This window comes from Janthinobacterium sp. SUN128 (assembly GCF_030587275.1).
Classification (GTDB): Bacteria; Pseudomonadota; Gammaproteobacteria; order Burkholderiales; family Burkholderiaceae_D; genus Janthinobacterium; species Janthinobacterium lividum.
The window spans coordinates 25,862-42,406 of record NZ_JAPWHY010000005.1 but is presented as its reverse complement, the minus strand read 5'-3'; the positions used below and the strand labels follow the sequence as shown (position 1 = coordinate 42,406).

The following is a 16,545-nucleotide window of genomic DNA, read 5'->3' as shown; positions in this document are numbered from 1 at the left end:
CGGCAAAATGTTTCGTTTTGATTATAGACCAAGTTGCCGCACACTCTAGCGCATTCACATTAAATCTCGATGACATCATGACCGTGCACACCCACATCCTTGGTTTTCCCCGCATCGGCGCCGCGCGTGAACTGAAATTGGCGCTGGAAAGCCACTGGCGCGGCGAGGTGTCCGAGGCGGCCCTGGAAGCGACGGGCCGGCAACTGCGGGCGCGCCACTGGGCCCTGCAACGCGACGCCGGTCTTGACTACGTTACCGTGGGCGACTTCGCCTTTTACGACCAGGTGGCCAACCATATCCAGCTGCTGGGCTGCGAACCGGCCCGTTTCAGCTTCGCGCCAGAGCAGTCGCCGCTGTCACGCTATTTCACCATGGCGCGCGGCGCAGACACGCACGCCGCCCATGCCGGCTGCGGCCACGCCCACCATGCACACGCCGCCGGGACTGCCGCGCTGGAAATGACCAAGTGGTTCGACACCAATTACCATTACCTGGTGCCCGAACTATCGCCGCAGACCCGGTTTTCTCTCGCTTGCGAACGCCTGCTGGCGGAAGTGGCCGAGGCGCAGGCGCTGGGCCACCAGGTCAAGGCGGCCTTGATCGGCCCCCTCACCTTCCTCTGGCTGGGCAAGGAAAAGACGCCCGGCGAGTCAAGCTTCGACCGCCTGGCCCTGCTGGAACAATTGCTGCCCGTCTACGGCGCCCTGCTCGACCGCCTGAAACAGCAAGGCGTGGCATGGGTGCAGCTCGACGAGCCAATCCTGGGCCTGGACTTGCCTGGTGCCTGGCGCAGCGCCTTCGAAAGCGCCTACTGGCAACTGAACCAGGTAGGTATAAATATCCTGCTGGCCACGTATTTCTCGCCGCTGGAAGAAAACCTCAGCCTGACGTGCCGCCTGCCCGTGGCCGGCCTGCACGTGGACGGCATCCGCGCGCCGCATGAATTGATCAGCGTGACGGACTGGCTGCCCGCGCATAAAGTCTTGTCGGTCGGTATCGTCGATGGCCGCAATATCTGGCGCACCGACCTCGACGAGGCCCTGGCCGTGCTGCAGCCGCTGGCGGCCAAACGCAACGGCCACCTGTGGCTGGCGCCGTCGTGCTCCCTGCTGCACGTGCCGTTCAGCCTGGCGGCCGAGACGGAGCTCGATGGCGAAATCAAGACCTGGCTGGCGTTTGCCACGGAAAAACTGTCCGAAATCGCCGTCCTCAAGGGCGCGCTCGCAGGCCATCCCGATGATGCCGCGTTGGCCGCGTCTCGCCTGGCTATCGCCGGCCGCCGTGCCAGTCCCCGCGTGCACCGCCCGCAAGTGGCGCAGCGCCTGCAAGCGCTCACGCCCACCATCGACCGCCGCGATTCCAGCTTCCCACAGCGCCAGGCCATGCAGCGCGCGCGTTTGCAACTGCCCGACTTCCCGACGACGACCATCGGTTCCTTCCCGCAGACGACGGCCATCCGCGCCGCCCGCGCCAGTTTCAAGCGAGGCGAACTGGCTGTGAACGACTACGAACAGCAGATGCGCGCCGAAATCGCCCACGCCGTGAGCCGCCAGGAAGCGCTGGGTCTGGATGTGCTCGTGCATGGCGAAGCGGAACGCAACGACATGGTCGAATACTTCGGCGAGCAACTGGACGGCTTTATCTTCACGCGCCACGGCTGGGTGCAATCGTACGGCTCGCGCTGTGTGAAGCCGCCCGTCATTTACGGCGACGTGCAGCGCCCCACCGCCATGACCGTCGAATGGACGGTGCACGCGCAAAGCCTGACGCATAAACCGGTGAAGGGCATGCTGACGGGCCCGGTCACGATCCTGCAATGGTCGTTCGTGCGCGACGACCAGCCGCGCGCCACGACGGCGCTGCAACTGGCCCTGGCCATCCGCGACGAAGTGCAAGACCTGGAAACGGCCGGTATCGGCATCATCCAGATCGACGAGCCGGCCATCCGCGAAGGCTTGCCGCTGCGCCGCGGCCGGTGGGACGCCTATCTGGACTGGGCCACGCGCGCCTTCCGCATCGCCGCGTCCGTCGTCAGCGACACGACGCAAATCCACACCCACATGTGCTATGCCGAATTCAACGACATCCTGCCGCAGATCGCCGCCATGGATGCCGACGTCATCACGATAGAGACGAGCCGCTCCGACATGGAACTGCTGAAGGGTTTTGGCCAGTTCCAGTATCCGAACGAAATCGGCCCCGGCGTGTACGACATCCACTCGCCGCGCCTCCCCTCGACTCTCGACATGGTGAAATTGCTGCAAAAAGCCAGCGCCGTGATTCCGCCAGCCAACTTGTGGGTCAACCCGGACTGCGGCTTGAAGACGCGGGGCTGGGCGGAAACGGAGGCGGCTTTAAAAAATATGGTCGCGGCGGCGCAGCAGATGCGGGCGGCGGCATGACATAGGCCTACCCAGGCCGCATGCAGGGCTGCTTTCAGGACGGCGCACCAGTTTTCCGGGGCGCCGTCCGTTTTTTTTGACATGAAGTAGGTGTTGCCCTGCGGAATAGCACGCGCCAGGCCCCTGATGCTGATTTTTTTGCAGTAGAATGCAAGAAATTTACTGCTCCCATTGTTGCCGTACGGAACATCTGGCCTGCCGCAGTTTCACTTTGATAAATGTTTATGTCCAAAAGCCCGTCGCAGAAGCCTATCGAAATCAAGATTTCCACCGTCGTTGCTGTCTCCGCCATTCTGCATAGCGCCGATACGCAGGCACTCGATGCCGCCTTGCGCGACATGACGGGAGGCGTGGCCGACTTTTTCGAGGACGATCTGGCCGTGCTGGACGTGGCGGCCTTGCCGCCCGGCGGCGTGCCCATCGACTGGGCCGCCCTCGTGGCCCTGCTGAAAAAATACCGCTTGAATGCCGTCGCCGTGCGCAATGCGCCGGCCGACATGCATGACGCCATCCTGGCGCAAGGCTTGAGCCTCGACAGCGGCAAGACGCGCGACGATGCGCCGCCCAAGGATGGCCCCAAGGATACGCCCACGGCCGCCGCCCAGTCGGGCGCCGACGCGCAAGTGATGGTGATCGACACGCCCGTGCGCGCCGGCCAGCGCATTTATGCGCGCGGCTGCGACCTGATCATCACCGCCGTCGTCAACAATGGCGCTGAAATCATCGCCGACGGCAGCATCCACGTGTATTCCTCGCTGTACGGCCGCGCGCTGGCCGGCGCCTCGGGCAATGCCCAGGCGCGCATCTTCGCGCTGGCCATGGAACCGGAACTGGTCTCGATCGCCGGCGTGTACCGCACGTTCGAGGATGGTTTCCCTGCGGAAATGGCGCGCGGACCCGCGCAAATTCGTTTGGCTGGCGACAGAATCGATATACACTCTGTCAATCCGGTCACTCCTGTGAACCGCTCTTAAGCTGCACAATTCAAGAGATATCTGAAAAGGATTATTTGTGGCAAGAATTATTGTTGTGACGTCCGGCAAGGGCGGTGTCGGCAAGACGACCTCTAGCGCCAGTTTTTCCACTGGCCTGGCCATGCGCGGCCACAAGACAGCCGTGCTCGACTTCGACGTGGGCCTGCGTAACCTCGACCTGATCATGGGTTGCGAACGCCGCGTCGTCTACGACCTGATCAATGTGATCAACAAAGAGGCCACGCTGAACCAGGCCTTGATCAAGGACAAGCACTGCGACAACCTGTTCATCCTGCCCGCCTCGCAAACGCGCGACAAGGATGCCTTGTCGGAAGAAGGCGTGGAACGCGTGTTGAACGACCTGATCAACATGGGTTTCGAGTTCATCATCTGCGATTCGCCCGCCGGCATCGAGCATGGCGCGCTGATGGCGCTGACGTTTGCCGACGAAGCCATCATCGTCACCAACCCGGAAGTGTCGTCGGTGCGCGATTCGGACCGCATCCTGGGCATCCTGCAAGCCAAGTCGCGCCGCGCGCAGACGGGCGGCGAGCCCGTCAAGGAACATTTGCTGATCACCCGCTACTCGCCGAAACGCGTGGAATCGGATGAAATGCTGTCCTACCAGGACGTGCAGGAAATCCTGCGCATCCCGCTGGTGGGGATCATTCCGGAATCGGAGCAAGTGCTGGCCGCCTCGAACCAGGGCAATCCGGCCATCCATTTCACGGGCACGGACGTGGCGCAAGCCTATGAAGACGTGGTCTCGCGTTTCCTCGGCGAAGATGTCGAGTTGCGCTTTACCAACTATGAAAAGCCTGGATTACTCCAGCGCATTTTTGGGGCGAAGTGATATGGCCTTGCTTTCTTTCCTGTTCCCCCCCAAGCCGAAGACGGCCACCGCGGCCAAGGAACGTCTGCAGATCATCATCGCCCGCGAACGCAGCGGACGCGATGGTCCGGACTTCCTGCCCGCCCTGCACAAGGAATTGATCGCCGTCATTTCCAAGTACACCAAGGTCAATGCCGACGACATCAAGATTTCGCTGGACCGCCAGGGCAACCTGGAGGTGCTCGACGTCAACGTCGTGCTGCCGGACGCGTAAGCGTTAATCAGGCCTGACCGTGAGCAATTCCTGCGCCACCGCGGCGCAGGCGTTCACGTGCTGGTTGCCGATCTGGCGGAATACGGCGTAGCCGATGGCTGCCGCCACCGCCTGTCCGGCAAACGGCACGAAGCGCGCCACCTGCTTGGTGGCAATCTTGACGCCACTGCGCTTGAGCAGGTGGAGGATCAGTTCGCGCGATACCAGCTTTCCCACCAACATGCCGCCCATGCCCACCGCCGCGCGGTAGGCCATCATCTTGAACTGCGGGTTGAGGCGCTCGATCTGCTCGGGCGTGAGGCCGAATTCGTGGTTGATATCATTGATCAGCATGGAAAACAGACCGACATCCGACATCAGGTCGATGCCGGGAATGGGAATGGCCGAAGCGCCCGCCGACATCATGGCACGCCGCTGCACCAGGCGCCGGCAACGCTCGCGCACTTGCTCGATTTCGGCACGACTGCCCGGTATCAGTGTCCAATCGGTAGTGCTCTTGTCTGACATGGCCGTTTCTCCGCGAGTAGGGTAGATGAACAAGTGTAACGTAAAGGCCTCAGCTGCCGATTTCACTGGACACAGTTGCAATCTCTGTTATATTTCACTTGAGCATTCCTTAACATTACGATAAGCAGAGCGGACCGTCTGTTTGTTGCTACACACTCCAGCCAATTATGCGAATTGCCGTACTCGATAGCGACCATAGCCAGGCAGAACTGATCTGCCAGGTGCTCACCGCCGCCGGCCACGCTTGCCACGAGTTTCAAAGTGCCAAGGACATGCTGGGGCAACTGCGCAAGGACAGTTGCGACATGCTCATCCTCGACTGGCATGTGAGCGATCTGGACGGTGCGGAAGTCTTGCGCCGAGCCCGGGAAAAACTGGCGCCCAAGGCACCCGTGTTGTTTATGACCAACAGTTCCGGCGAAGACGACGTGGTGGCGGGCATGACAGCCGGCGCCGACGACTACATGATCAAGCCCCTGCGGCGCAGCGAGCTGACCTTGCGCACCCAGGCGCTGCTGCGCGTGGCCTACCCGGCCCAGAATGGCGCGGAATACTTGCAATTCGGTCATTACACATTTGAAACCCGCCCCGGCCGCCTGCTGCGCGATGGCGAAGTACTGGACGTGACGCACAAGGAATTCGCCCTGGCGCTGCTGTTTTTCCGCAACCTGGGCCGTCCCCTGTCGCGCGCCTACATCCACGAAGCCGTGTGGCAGCGCGACACGGCCTTGCCTTCGCGCACCATGGATACCCACGTCTCGCGCGTGCGCAACAAGCTGCAGCTGAAACCGGAACACGGCTACAGGCTGGTGCCCGTCTACAGCTACGGTTATCGCCTGGAAAAACTGGGCGGCTGAACGGCGGCAAACGGCTGACCTGCTCAAAGCGCGGGCACAAAGCGCTATAATGTCGGCATAAGTCATCCCAACAGCCCTGAAATGCAACTGCTCGCCGTCGGCCTCAACCATACCACCGCCCCAGTGTCGCTCCGCGAACAGCTGGCGTTTGCGCCTGAGCAATTGGGTTCGGCGGTGATGGCGGCGCGCACCTGGTTCCAGCGCATCGACTTGCGCGACAACGACGAAGCGGCCATCCTGTCGACCTGCAACCGCACCGAGCTGTATGCGGCCAGCCACGTGCCCAATCCGCTCGACGCGGGCGCGCATTTCCTGGCCGATTATCACAAGCTCAACTACAGCGAGCTGCGCCCCCACTTATATATGCTGCCGCAGCACGATGCCGTGCGCCACACCTTCCGCGTCGCCTCCGGGCTCGATTCGATGGTGCTGGGCGAAACGCAGATCTTGGGGCAGATCAAGGACGCCATCCGCACGGCCGACGAAGCGGGCGGCCTGGGCACGTATCTGCACCAGTTGTTCCAGCGCAGCTTTTCCGTCGCCAAGGAAGTGCGCAGCAGCACGGAAATCGGCGCGCACAGCGTGTCCATGGCGGCCGCCGCCGTACGCCTGTCGCAGCGCATCTTCGACAAGATCGCCGAGCAGAACGTGCTGTTCATCGGCGCCGGCGAAATGATCGAATTGTGCGCCACGCACTTCGCGGCGCAAAACCCGAAAAGCATCACCATTGCCAACCGCACCATGGAACGGGGCGAGGAACTGGCGCACCGCTTCAACGGCAAGGCCATCCGCCTGGCCGACCTGCCGGAGCAGCTGCACCAGTTCGACATCGTCATCTCGTGCACGGCGTCGTCCTTGCCGCTGCTGGGCCTGGGCCTGGTCGAGCGCGCCATCAAGGCACGCCGCCACAAGCCCATGTTCATGGTCGACCTGGCCGTGCCGCGCGACATCGAAGCGGAAGTGGGCCGTTTGAACGACGTTTTCCTGTACACGGTCGACGACCTGGGCAAGGTCGTGCAGACGGGCCTGGAAAGCCGGCAAGCGGCAGTGGCACAAGCCGAAGCCATCATCGAAACGCGCGTGCAATCGTTCATGAGCTGGGTCGATGACCGCGCCATGGTGCCCGTGATCCAGCATTTGCATGAAAACAGCGAAGCGCTGCGCCTGATGGAAGTGGAACGGGCGCGCAAGATGCTGGCCAAGGGCGCCGACATCGACGCCGTCCTGGAAGCGCTGTCGAAAGGCTTGACGGCCAAGTTCCTGCACGGTCCGCAGCAGGCGCTGCACCACGCGCAAGGCGACGAGCGCAAGCAGCTGGTCACCCTGCTGCCAAAACTGTTCCGCCCCCGCCGTTAGCGCAGCCCCGCTGGCCGCCCGCGCGCGACCGCCCCCTGCCCGCCTGCCGGGCCTGCACCATCCCTACACTCTTTTACCGCGAATCGCTATGAAACCATCCATGCTGGCCAAACTCGATCAACTGGCGAACCGCCTGGTCGAACTCGACGAACTGCTGATGCACCCGGACGCCACGTCGAACATGGACAGCTACCGCAAGATGACGCGTGAGCACGCCGAACTGGGTCCGCTGGTCGCCCTGTACCATTCCTACCAGGAAGCGGGCAACGATATTACGACAGCGCAAGAGATGTTGTCCGATCCGGACATGAAGGAATTCGCCCAGGAAGAAATCGAGGCGGCCAAGACCACCATGGCGCGGCTGGAGCGCGAATTGCAAACCATGCTGCTGCCGAAGGACGTCAATGACGAGCGCAATATCTTCCTGGAAATTCGCGCCGGCACGGGCGGCGATGAATCGGCCCTGTTCGCCGGCGACCTGCTGCGCATGTACACGCGCTTTGCCGAACGCAACCGCTGGCAGGTGGAACTGGTGTCGGCATCCGACTCCGACCTGGGCGGCTACCGCGAAGTGATCGTGCGCGTAGTGGGTAACGGCGCGTATTCAAAGCTGAAATTCGAGTCGGGTGGCCACCGCGTGCAGCGCGTGCCGGCCACGGAAACGCAAGGCCGCATCCACACGTCCGCCTGCACGGTGGCCGTGATGCCGGAAGCCGATGAAGTGGAAGACGTCAACATCAACCCGGCCGACCTGCGCATCGACACCTACCGCGCCTCGGGCGCCGGTGGACAGCACATCAACAAAACAGACTCCGCCGTGCGCATCACCCACTTGCCGACCGGCATCGTGGTGGAATGCCAGGATGACCGCAGCCAGCACAAGAACAAGGCGCAGGCGATGAAAGTGCTGGCCGCACGCATCAAGGACGTGCAATTGCGCGAACAGCAGTCGAAGGAAGCGGCCACCCGCAAGAGCCTGATCGGCTCGGGCGACCGAAGCGAGCGCATCCGCACCTATAATTTCCCGCAAGGCCGCCTGACGGACCACCGCATCAATTTGACCTTGTATAAGCTGGACTTCATCATGGATGGGGATTTGACGGACCTGACGAATGCGCTGGCGGCAGAGCACCAGGCGGAACTGCTGGCTGCCTTGGGCGATTAAACGCTGACACCGTTGTTGTCGGCTTACGCTACGCTAAACCGACCTACCGAGTTTGTAGGTCGGCTTAGCGCGTAGCGCGTAAGCCGACAGCTTTAAGTAGCGGCTAAGCAATAAAAATCCAGCCTTGTGCGAAAATGACCAGCTCGATTCCATCCACCTCACCGTGTCGCCCATGAAAAATTCACGCACCGTCCTCCTGTCGATCGCCGCCCTGTGTTTCCTGATGCTGGGCGTGGCCATGTATTTGCAGCATGCCATGAACATGGCGCCGTGCCCGCTGTGCGTGATCCAGCGCTACCTGTTCCTCGCCATCGGCATCGCCTGCCTGGCCGGCGCGGCCGCCAACCGTCCAAAGATCGGCGCCGGCATCGGCTTGCTGGCGGCCCTGGGCGGCCTGGGCGTGGGCGCCAAGCATCTGTACGTGCTGGCCAACCCCGGCTTCTCGTGCGGCATCGATCCGGTGGAAACGGCGCTGAACAAGATTTTCACGGCGCAAGTCATGCCCTTCATGTTTGAATCCTATGGCGCCTGCGAGAACGCCGGCGAGCCGTTTTTCGGCCTGTCGATTCCGCAATGGGCGTTCATCTGGTTCGCCATTTTTAGCGTCGGCCTGCTGTGGACCTTGCTGCGCCGTCAGAAATAATTGAAAGCACCATGCCAGAAACACTGATCCCCGCCGGCAGCACTGTCGGCGCCCTGCAAATCCGTCCACTGCTCGATCCGCTCGACAACCGCATCCTGCTGGGCCATGCGCTGGGCCTGTCGCGCGTGAGCCTGATCACGCAATCGGAGCGTGTGCTCACTCCCGATGAAGCGGAACGCCTGTCCAGCTTGCTGGCACGCCGCCTGCAGGGCGAGCCGATCGCCTACATCGTGGGCCAGCGCGAATTCTTCGGCCTGCCGTTCGAAGTGAACGACGCCGTGCTGATCCCCCGCCCCGACACGGAAGTGCTGGTGGAACTGGCGCTCGAGCGCCTGCCGCCCGGCGGACGGGTGCTCGACATGGGCACGGGCAGCGGCGCCATTGCCGTCGCGCTGGCGCACACGCGGCCCGACGCCGTCGTCACGGCCCTGGATGTCAGCAGCACAGCGCTGGCCGTGGCGCGCCGCAACGCCAGCGCCAATGGCGTCAACATCACCTTCATGGCCAGCGACTGGTTCGAAGCGCTGGGCACGGAAAAGTTCGACCTGATCGTCTCGAATCCCCCCTACATCGCCAGCGGCGACCGCCACCTGGCCGAAGGCGATCTGCGCTTCGAGCCTGCCGGCGCGCTGACCGACCATGCGGATGGCCTGTCGGCCCTGCGCACCATCGTCTCCGGCGCCGCACGCCACCTGGCGTCAGGCGCCTGGCTGCTGATGGAGCACGGCTATGACCAGGCAGCATCCGTGCGCGGCTTGCTGGCCGACGCCGGCTACAGCAAAGTGCAAAGCTGGCGCGACCTGGCCGGCATCGAACGAGTCAGCGGCGCCCGCCTGGGCTGACCGCCGCCACCTGCGCAAAGCTTGACCCGGCAGCGCGCCAGATCCCCCCGCAGTTTGTTAAAATATCAAGCGAATTCCTGACCGAAGCGCCGTCCCCGCTCCCCGGGGCGGACGCTGGCGACGTGGCGTTTTTTGGGCCGGCGCCGACGCATTTGCCAAAATTCGGTTAATCTCAGCACAAATTATTTATATGCTGCACAAGAAAGGAAGCTCAAATTGCCCAACCTGTTGACTCGCCGCCTGGCATTGCTGACTGAAGATGCCAACCGCGCGCTGCTGGGCGGCTTGCGCGGCATCGAGCGTGAAACCCTGCGCGTCGACCACGCCGGCCATCTGGCTTCCACGCCCCACCCCGTTGCCCTGGGTTCGGCGCTGACGCACCCAGAAATCACCACCGACTACGCCGAAGCGCTGCTCGAATTCATCACCCCGGCCGAAGCCGACATCGGCGTCACGCTCGACAAGCTCGACACCGTGCACCGCCACGCCTACAGCCGCCTCGGCGACGAGTTGCTGTGGAGCCAGTCGATGCCGTGCCAGCTGCCGCCCGAAGCGGACATCGAAATCGCCAACTACGGCAGCTCGAACATGGGCATGCTCAAGCACGTCTACCGGCGCGGCCTGGCCTTGCGTTACGGCAAAGCCATGCAATGCATCGCCGGCATCCATTACAACTATTCGCTCGACGAGCAGCTGTGGCAAGTTCTGGCCAGCAATCCGGACACCAGCGCCAGCCCGACACACGCGGCGGCCACGCCGAAAGACGTGCAGTCGGAAAGCTATCTGGCGACGATCCGCAATTTCCGCCGCTACAGCTGGCTGCTGATGTACCTGTTCGGCGCTTCGCCGGCCCTGTCCGCCGGTTTCCTGCGCGGCCGCGCGCACAAGCTCGACACCTTGTCCGACGACACCTTGTTCCTGCCGTATGCCACCAGCCTGCGCATGAGCGACCTCGGCTACCAGAACGATGCCCAGTCCGGCCTGCGTCCGCACGAAAACAGCCTGGAAGATTACGTCAACGCGCTCACGCATGCCGTCAACGACCCGTATCCGCCGTACGAAGCGCTGGGAACAAAAAAAGAGGGCGAGTGGATCCAGTTGTCCACCAACGTGCTGCAGATCGAAAATGAATACTATTCGACCATCCGCCCGAAACGCGTGATCCGCACGGGCGAGCGCCCGATCCAGGCCCTGTGCCTGCGCGGCGTGCAATACATCGAAGTGCGCTGCATGGATGTCGACCCGTTCGAACCGGTCGGCATCAGCCTGGAAACGGGTCGCTTCCTCGACGCGTTTCTGCTGTTCTGCGCGCTCGACGACAGCGCGCCCATCTCGGCTGAGCAAAGCGCCTGCTACACGAACAATTTCGCCCGCACCGTCAAGGAAGGCCGCAAGCCGGGCTTGACCCTGCGCCGCGATGGCGAGGACATCACCCTGCAGGCGTGGGGCGAGGAATTGCTGGCGCGCATCGCCCCCGTGGCGGCCCTGCTGGACGCGCGCCTTGGCGGCACGCAGCACGCGGACAGTCTGGCGGCGCAAGCCATCAAGCTGGCCGACCCGGATGCGACGCCATCGGCGAAGGTCCTGGCCGAACTGCGCGCCAACGGCGGCTCGTTTGCCGCCTTCGGCCTGCGCCAGAGCGAGCGCCACGCCGCCTATTTCCGCACGCATCCGGCAACACCGGAACAAAGCGCGTATTTCGACAAGATGGCCGCCAGCTCGCTGGCCGAGCAGCGCGCCATGGAGGCGGCGCCAGCCGGCAGCTTCGACGATTTCGTCGCCGCCTACCGCGCCAGCACCCTGTGTTCGCACACCTGATCCTGCCTGACTTCCTGCCTGGCGCCCCATGCTGACCTTCTACAATGAATTGCACAGCCAGCATCGGGGCCGCTTCGAAATGTTTCGCGGCACCATGGTGCCCTGCTTCGAGACGCCCGAGCGGGCCGACATGGTGGTGGCCGAACTGGGACGGCGCAACCTGGGCCGCATCGTCACGCCGCACGGCGTGCCGCTGACCTCGCTGGAGCGCATCCACACGCCCCGTTACCTGCATTTCCTGCGCCACGCCTGGCACGACTGGCTGGCGCTCGACCCCGACAATGCGGGCAGGGATGCCTTGCCGTCCGTGTGGCCCGTGCGCACCCTGCGCAGCGACATCGAACCGGACGACTTCACGGCCAAGCTGGGCCTGTACTCGATGGACAATGGCACGCCGCTGACGGCCGGCACGTGGACGGCGGCCAAGACGGGCGCCGACTGCGCCGTCAATGCGGCCCATGCGCTGCGCCTGGGCGAGCGGGCCACGTTTGCCCTCACCCGCCCGCCGGGCCACCACGCGGGCAGCGATTTCTTTGGCGGCTACTGTTTTCTCAACAACGCGGCCCTGGCCGCGCAGCATCTGCTCGACGACGGCGCCCGCAAGGTCGCCATCCTCGATATCGATTACCACCACGGCAACGGCACGCAAAGCATCTTTTACCAGCGCGACGACGTGCTGTTCGCCTCCATCCACGCCGACCCGCGCAGCGAATATCCGTTTTACCTGGGGCACGCCGATGAAACGGGCAGCGGCGCGGGGCTCGGCTACAACGTCAACCTGCCGCTGCCGTCCGGCAGCAGCACGGCCAGCTGGTTCGCCGCGCTGGAAACGGCCTGCCTGCGCATCAATATGTATGCGCCCGACGCGCTGGTGGTGTCGCTCGGTGTCGATACTTTCGCCGGCGACCCGCTGTCGCACTTCTCCCTGCAAAGCGGCGACTACCTGCGCGTGGGCGAGCGCCTCGCGCATCTGAACCTGCCCACCGCCTTCATCCTCGAAGGGGGCTATGCGGTGAAGGAAATCGGCATCAATGTCGTCAATGTGCTCGAAGGCTTTGAAACGGCTGATTAAGAGCGCCTGACAGAACCGTAGCGAGCGGCAGTGAGTTGCGGCTGAGAGGCGCAGCTGTGCGAATGCACAGTGAGCATCGGAGGCCGCAAATCGCGACGCGCAGTAGATTATGTCAGGAGCTCTAAGCCAGCCTACATATTCCGGAACAGCGCCATGAACGGCTGACTCACGGCCAGAGTTTCCGGCCGCGTCTTCAGGCGCAAGACGCCGCGTCCCACTTCGTCGCGCGTGACGGACGCCACCATCTTCATGTTGACGATGGTGGCGCGGTGGATCTGCTTGAAAATGGCCGGGTCGAGCACGTCGAGCAGTTCGCGGATCGGCTTGCGCAGCAGCGCCTCGCCTTCCGCCGTCATGACGGCCGTGTACTTGGTGTCGGACTGAAAATAGGCGATGTCTTCCACCATGATCAGCCGCGTATCCTTGCCGCTGCTGGCCGTCAGCCATACCAGCGGCGGCGACTTGGCGGCCGCCGGCAAGGCGCTGCTCAATTGCTGCAGCAGGCCGGCCAGCGCGCCGTCATCCACCTGGGTCTTGCCGGCCCGTGCCTGCACGCGCTGCAAGGTCGCTTGCAGGCGCTCGCGGGCTATGGGTTTCAATAAATAGTCGACGGCGCCCTTGTCGAAGGCATCGATCGCGTACTGGTCGTAGGCAGTGACGAACACCACCTGCGTGGCGGGACTCGCTTCGAGCGCGCCGGCCGCGACTTCCAGCCCCGTCAAGCCCGGCATGCGGATGTCGAGGAAGGCAATGTCGGGCTGATGCGTGGCGATGGCGTCGAGCGCCGCGCCGCCGTCGTCGCAGGCGGCGACGATGCGCAAGCTGGGCCACTCTTCGGCCAGCAGGGCCACGAGCGCATCGCGCAGCAGGGTTTCGTCTTCGGCGATGACGCAAGTCATCTCGGGCTTATGCATAGGAGACTCCCTGCGCCGTGCTGTCGGGTACCGTGATGGTGGCCGTCACGCCATCGGGGAAATTGGCGAGGATGGAAAACGACGCGGCCGCGCCATAGGTCAGGCGCAGGCGTTCGCGCACATTGCGTAAACCAATACCCGTGCCGGCGCCGTCGTCGCTGAAACCCTTGCCGTCGTCGGCCACCGTGACGATCACCGTGCCGTCGCCGCTGCGCGCCATGATCCAGATGGTGCCGCCACCGCTTTTCGGCTCCAGGCCGTGCTTGATGGCGTTTTCCACCAGGGTTTGCAGCATCATCGGCGGCAGTTCCACTTGGCGCAGGTATTGCGGTACTTCGATCTGCAGGTTCAGGCGTCCACCCATGCGGATTTTCAGGATATCAAGATAGGCGCGCGCCCGTTCCAGCTCCGTGCCCAGGGTCGACATGGCTTGCTCCGTGCGCGGCAACGAGTGGCGCAGGTACAGGATCAGATTACCGAGCATTTCATCGGCACGCACGGGATCGCTGCGCGTGAGCAGCTGCGCGCTGGCCAGGGTGTTGTACAGGAAGTGCGGTTCCACCTGCGCGTGCAGCAGGCTCAGTTTGGCCACCGTGAGTTCCTTTTCCGTCACCGTCTGGCGCGCCTCGGCCTGCTCGCCGCGGCGGCGCTGCGCCACCCGGCGCGTCATCGCCCGCGTCACCGCTTCCGCGTTTTCCAGGTTGCTGCCATGGTCGACGAGGAACCAGTCGGTCCAGGCATTGCGCGCCGGCTCGCAGATCAGGGTCACGCTGCCCGCCTCGCCATTCGGCGTCACGGTGGCGAGAATCTGGTTCGGCCGCGGTTCAATGAAGCTCAGCAAGCGCATGCGGGGCAAGCCCGTGTGCGTGTAGGGCGCGGCGCGGCGCACGCGGGCCTGCACCTGCAGGCTGTCGCGCGCGCTTTCGACCACTTCGCTGCCCGGCAGTTCGCGGATGGCCGCGTCGATCATGTCGAACGCTTCGCCTGCCTCGAACGGGATCTCGATCTGGCGCCGCTGGCGGCTCGACAGGGTGCCGGCATTGACGGTGCCGGCGATCAGGCGCACGCGCCGCACGTGCGAAAACGCATTCGTGATGACGGCGCTGGCCAGCAGTGCGCCGACGATGACAAAGAAGCCTTCCGTCCGCCCGAAGATATAGCGCAGGAAATTCTCGACCAGGATCGCCGTGGCGATGATGTAGGTGAGCATCGTGGCCAGGGTGATGCGCAGGATAAAGAAGAGGCTAGTCATGATTTTTCCTTGGGGTGTGAAGTGGGGCCAAGCATAACCATCGGCCCCAACGGCGGTGGCCATTATGCGATGGAAGGGCAATACTGGCGACAAAGGCAAGAAAATAAAGCTTCAATTCGCGCCACGCGCAAATAAAATCGCTTGCAATTAAATAGCGCGCGATATATATTGTGTACATGGACGCCGCATACCGCTTCTTCAGACGGGCATCCTGGGGCACCAGCCCACGAAACAAGTAGCACACTATTTAGTCGTCAACTATTTAACTCACCGAGGAAAACCATCATGTCGATCAAACAAGTCCTGTACCGCGCTCAAGCTACCGCCACCGGAGGCCGCGAAGGCCGTGCCGTGTCGTCAGACAATGTGCTGGACGTCAAGCTGACCACGCCAAAAGAACTGGGCGGCAATGGCGCCGTCGGCACCAATCCGGAACAACTGTTCGCTGCCGGCTACTCGGCCTGCTTCATCGGCGCCATGAAATTCGTCGGCGGCCGCGACAAGATCGCCCTGCCGGCGGACCTGTCCATCGAAGGCAACGTCGGCATCGGCGCCATCGAAACGGGCTTCGGCATCGAAGTGGAACTGAAAATTTCGCTGCCAGGCATGGAACGCGCCGCCGCCGAAGCGCTGGTCGCCGCCGCCCACATCGTGTGCCCCTACTCGAACGCCACGCGCGGCAACATCGACGTCACCCTGACAATCGTGTAATCGGACGGCAACACCCGTCATCCGCCCCCTCCCCGGCCGCGCAAAGCTGCCGGGGATTTTTTGGCGTGCCAACGCCGGCTGCCTGGATGCAAGACCAACTTGGTCAAATGGAATTTTTACGCCGGCGCAGTCGTGTCAAGTACATGAGCGCCAAGCCCGCAGGCAACATCAGCGCGACCGCTGGTTCGGGGACTGGCGCTGGCGAAATGCTAAAGCTCGTCTGGTCGGACCAATTATATTGATTTACCCACGCTAAGTTCGAGGGTACATTGCCTCCGCCGGTGTGGAAAAAACTGCCGGTATCGGCGCGGCTATACCACCAGTAGATACCAAATTCGTCAGCACCGTTCGTGGCGACGGTATAATCAAGATTACCCGTCAGTGCATAATTGAAACTCTCCACTTGACACCTCAAATAGGGAGTGCCGCATCCGCCAAAGTCCGGTTCTGCCTTGTCAGACAAGAACGTGATGCCCTGAGATTCAAAATAGCTGAGTTCATCAAATGCAATAACACCGTCCAGATTACGGTCTTCCCCGGTGAAACTCCCAGTGAACTTCACCTGCGGATCGAACAAGCCGGTAGCCGCATCGACAAAACCTTGATAAACAAAACTCCACGTCGTCACTTCGGCATGGGCCGAAGAAATCCCGGCGACAAATAGGGCGGCGCATAACAGCTTCTTTTTCATAGCTTCCTCGTATTTTTGCAGAACATTTTCAAGGGAATTCAGGCCGGTGCCCAAATTACAAGTGACAGTCACTTGCCATAATTATATTAGCATATTTACAATATCCATCCAACTGCGGCTTGCTGCAGAGCGTAGAAAAAAGCTTGCAATTCGCTAGTGGCACGTAACACCACGCTGCTCTTGTGCGCCAGCTAGTCAACATCCGGGCTCCGAAGCCGGTAAAATCACGGCCACT

At 62.7% G+C, this 16,545-nt stretch carries 16 protein-coding genes; 12 read left to right on the top strand and 4 right to left on the bottom strand.

Annotation, left to right across the window (positions count from 1 at the left end):
* Positions 1-77: 77 nt before the first annotated feature.
* The 4 genes from metE (at position 78) to minE (ending at position 4,482) form a co-directional block, all read left to right on the top strand.
* Complete coding sequence (gene metE / locus O3297_RS25270) at positions 78-2,402, top strand: 5-methyltetrahydropteroyltriglutamate--homocysteine S-methyltransferase (protein ID WP_305050691.1); 2,325 nt, start codon at positions 78-80, stop codon at positions 2,400-2,402.
* 224 nt (positions 2,403-2,626) lie between these two features.
* A complete protein-coding gene (gene minC, locus O3297_RS25265; RefSeq protein ID WP_034783729.1) occupies positions 2,627-3,376 on the top strand; it encodes a septum site-determining protein MinC in 750 nt (249 codons plus the stop codon).
* Positions 3,377-3,413: 37 nt separating this feature from the next.
* Positions 3,414-4,229: a septum site-determining protein MinD gene (gene minD / locus O3297_RS25260; protein ID WP_034783730.1), complete on the top strand. Its 816-nt coding sequence runs from the start codon at positions 3,414-3,416 to the stop codon at positions 4,227-4,229.
* A 1-nt stretch (position 4,230) separates the two neighbouring features.
* Positions 4,231-4,482, top strand: coding sequence for a cell division topological specificity factor MinE (gene minE / locus O3297_RS25255; RefSeq protein ID WP_034752886.1), 252 nt, complete (start codon positions 4,231-4,233; stop codon positions 4,480-4,482).
* A 3-nt stretch (positions 4,483-4,485) separates the two neighbouring features.
* Here minE and O3297_RS25250 read toward each other — a convergent pair whose 3' ends face one another.
* Positions 4,486-4,989 (bottom strand): hypothetical protein, encoded by a 504-nt coding sequence (locus O3297_RS25250; RefSeq protein ID WP_034783732.1) that lies wholly within the window; start codon positions 4,987-4,989, stop codon positions 4,486-4,488.
* A 167-nt stretch (positions 4,990-5,156) separates the two neighbouring features.
* Between O3297_RS25250 and O3297_RS25245 the strand changes: the two genes are divergently transcribed.
* The 7 genes from O3297_RS25245 to O3297_RS25215 all read left to right on the top strand — a co-directional run bounded on the left by O3297_RS25245 (position 5,157) and on the right by O3297_RS25215 (position 12,742).
* Entirely contained in the window at positions 5,157-5,846 is a 690-nt protein-coding gene (locus tag O3297_RS25245) for a response regulator transcription factor (protein ID WP_034783734.1), read from the top strand.
* 81 nt (positions 5,847-5,927) lie between these two features.
* A complete protein-coding gene (gene hemA / locus O3297_RS25240; protein ID WP_034783735.1) occupies positions 5,928-7,202 on the top strand; it encodes a glutamyl-tRNA reductase in 1,275 nt (424 codons plus the stop codon).
* Between the two features lie 88 nt (positions 7,203-7,290).
* The gene (gene prfA, locus O3297_RS25235; protein ID WP_034783736.1) at positions 7,291-8,367 is read left to right on the top strand and encodes a peptide chain release factor 1; all 1,077 of its coding nucleotides are present in this window, start codon (positions 7,291-7,293) and stop codon (positions 8,365-8,367) included.
* A 172-nt stretch (positions 8,368-8,539) separates the two neighbouring features.
* Positions 8,540-9,010 carry a disulfide bond formation protein B gene (locus O3297_RS25230; protein WP_034783901.1) on the top strand — a complete coding sequence of 157 codons (471 nt, stop codon included), beginning with the start codon at positions 8,540-8,542 and terminating at the stop codon, positions 9,008-9,010.
* Positions 9,011-9,021: 11 nt separating this feature from the next.
* Entirely contained in the window at positions 9,022-9,852 is an 831-nt protein-coding gene (gene prmC / locus O3297_RS25225; protein ID WP_034783738.1) for a peptide chain release factor N(5)-glutamine methyltransferase, read from the top strand.
* Positions 9,853-10,068: 216 nt separating this feature from the next.
* Positions 10,069-11,670, top strand: a complete 1,602-nt coding sequence (gshA, locus tag O3297_RS25220; protein ID WP_151092065.1) for a glutamate--cysteine ligase — start codon at positions 10,069-10,071, stop codon at positions 11,668-11,670.
* 28 nt (positions 11,671-11,698) lie between these two features.
* Entirely contained in the window at positions 11,699-12,742 is a 1,044-nt protein-coding gene (locus O3297_RS25215; protein WP_070258399.1) for a histone deacetylase family protein, read from the top strand.
* 131 nt (positions 12,743-12,873) lie between these two features.
* Here the strand turns inward: O3297_RS25215 and O3297_RS25210 are convergent, their stop codons facing one another.
* Positions 12,874-13,656 (bottom strand): LytTR family DNA-binding domain-containing protein, encoded by a 783-nt coding sequence (locus O3297_RS25210; protein WP_305050685.1) that lies wholly within the window; start codon positions 13,654-13,656, stop codon positions 12,874-12,876.
* Complete coding sequence (locus tag O3297_RS25205; RefSeq protein ID WP_034783745.1) at positions 13,649-14,908, bottom strand: histidine kinase; 1,260 nt, start codon at positions 14,906-14,908, stop codon at positions 13,649-13,651. The genes O3297_RS25210 and O3297_RS25205 overlap by 8 nt, the downstream gene beginning before the upstream one ends.
* Positions 14,909-15,193: 285 nt before the next feature.
* On the opposite strand from O3297_RS25205, the gene O3297_RS25200 reads away from it, so the two are divergent.
* Entirely contained in the window at positions 15,194-15,619 is a 426-nt protein-coding gene (locus O3297_RS25200; protein WP_034783746.1) for an organic hydroperoxide resistance protein, read from the top strand.
* Between the two features lie 103 nt (positions 15,620-15,722).
* Here the strand turns inward: O3297_RS25200 and O3297_RS25195 are convergent, their stop codons facing one another.
* Positions 15,723-16,310 (bottom strand): PEP-CTERM sorting domain-containing protein, encoded by a 588-nt coding sequence (locus tag O3297_RS25195; protein ID WP_305050682.1) that lies wholly within the window; start codon positions 16,308-16,310, stop codon positions 15,723-15,725.
* Positions 16,311-16,545: the final 235 nt, after the last annotated feature.

Excerpts from the sequence above, each read along its gene's own strand:
- metE (WP_305050691.1), top strand. The coding sequence starts at position 78 with ATGACCGTGCACACCCACATCCTTGGTTTTCCCCGCATCGGCGCCGCG.
- minC (WP_034783729.1), top strand. The coding sequence starts at position 2,627 with ATGTCCAAAAGCCCGTCGCAGAAGCCTATCGAAATCAAGATTTCCACC.
- O3297_RS25205 (WP_034783745.1), bottom strand. The coding sequence starts at position 14,908 with ATGACTAGCCTCTTCTTTATCCTGCGCATCACCCTGGCCACGATGCTC.
- O3297_RS25195 (WP_305050682.1), bottom strand. The coding sequence starts at position 16,310 with ATGAAAAAGAAGCTGTTATGCGCCGCCCTATTTGTCGCCGGGATTTCT.
- prfA (WP_034783736.1), top strand. The coding sequence starts at position 7,291 with ATGAAACCATCCATGCTGGCCAAACTCGATCAACTGGCGAACCGCCTG.
- hemA (WP_034783735.1), top strand. The coding sequence starts at position 5,928 with ATGCAACTGCTCGCCGTCGGCCTCAACCATACCACCGCCCCAGTGTCG.
- O3297_RS25245 (WP_034783734.1), top strand. The coding sequence starts at position 5,157 with ATGCGAATTGCCGTACTCGATAGCGACCATAGCCAGGCAGAACTGATC.
- minE (WP_034752886.1), top strand. The coding sequence starts at position 4,231 with ATGGCCTTGCTTTCTTTCCTGTTCCCCCCCAAGCCGAAGACGGCCACC.
- O3297_RS25200 (WP_034783746.1), top strand. The coding sequence starts at position 15,194 with ATGTCGATCAAACAAGTCCTGTACCGCGCTCAAGCTACCGCCACCGGA.
- O3297_RS25210 (WP_305050685.1), bottom strand. The coding sequence starts at position 13,656 with ATGCATAAGCCCGAGATGACTTGCGTCATCGCCGAAGACGAAACCCTG.
- O3297_RS25215 (WP_070258399.1), top strand. The coding sequence starts at position 11,699 with ATGCTGACCTTCTACAATGAATTGCACAGCCAGCATCGGGGCCGCTTC.
- prmC (WP_034783738.1), top strand. The coding sequence starts at position 9,022 with ATGCCAGAAACACTGATCCCCGCCGGCAGCACTGTCGGCGCCCTGCAA.
- O3297_RS25250 (WP_034783732.1), bottom strand. The coding sequence starts at position 4,989 with ATGTCAGACAAGAGCACTACCGATTGGACACTGATACCGGGCAGTCGT.
- O3297_RS25230 (WP_034783901.1), top strand. The coding sequence starts at position 8,540 with ATGAAAAATTCACGCACCGTCCTCCTGTCGATCGCCGCCCTGTGTTTC.